Below are 690 nucleotides of genomic sequence, written 5' to 3'. Positions count from 1 at the left end.
CTGAGCTGGCGGGGAAGAGGAGGAGTTTTGGGCAAGGGGCTGAGGAGTAGGGGCTGTTCCCTGGGGAGAAGGAGGGTTTTGAGCAACCGAAGGGGCGGCAGGAGCCGGCGGCGGGGCCACAGGCTGAGGTCGGGTTGGCGAGGCCGGTTGATTGGGCGCTACTTGGCTGGGCGCGGCAGCTACAGGAGCCGGTGGGGCAGAGGGCAAGCCCTCAAACTCGAAGACCAACTGTGTTGGGCTGCGCTGGGCCAGCAAGCCCTGGGGAGCTGCCGCAACACCGGCAATTTCTATCCGCACGCTGTCACTGCCCAGTTGCTTGGCTTCGATGAAGCGCACTCCCGGCAAGGGAGACTCCTGACGATAGCGGCCTTGACCGCCATCCAGTTGAGCATTGGTGATATCCCCAATCCAAGACCGGCCCTGTTGGGTAAAGAACACCTGTGGACGGGCACCCCCTGCGGTGTTGATCTCCAGCTTCATGCGGTTGCCGTGGGGCACCAGGCGGATATCGGTGATGCGGCTGAGGCTTTGTGGATTGGCGGAGGTCAACTGCTGAGCGGCGGCTTCCTCAAGTTGGCTTTCTACAGCCAACAGAGGCAGCGAAAGGATCAAGCTCAATGCACATCCCCAGGCAACTCGACGGTTCATCATCCTCACACCTCACTCCGTTAGCCAAGCGTGTTCTTGCTT

1 protein-coding gene is annotated in these 690 nt (G+C 61.6%); it reads right to left on the bottom strand.

Going from position 1 to position 690, the window contains the following annotated elements; genetic code table 11:
• Nucleotides 1–618 (bottom strand): AMIN domain-containing protein (locus NW844_RS13055; protein WP_414336264.1); only part of this gene is annotated, 618 nt, incomplete at its 3' end.
• Between the last annotated feature and the right edge of the window lie 72 nt (nucleotides 619–690).

The organism is Synechococcus sp. H55.2, from assembly GCF_047462495.1.
GTDB lineage: Bacteria > Cyanobacteriota > Cyanobacteriia > Thermostichales > Thermostichaceae > Thermostichus.
This window is presented reverse-complemented; position numbering and strand designations above follow the sequence as displayed.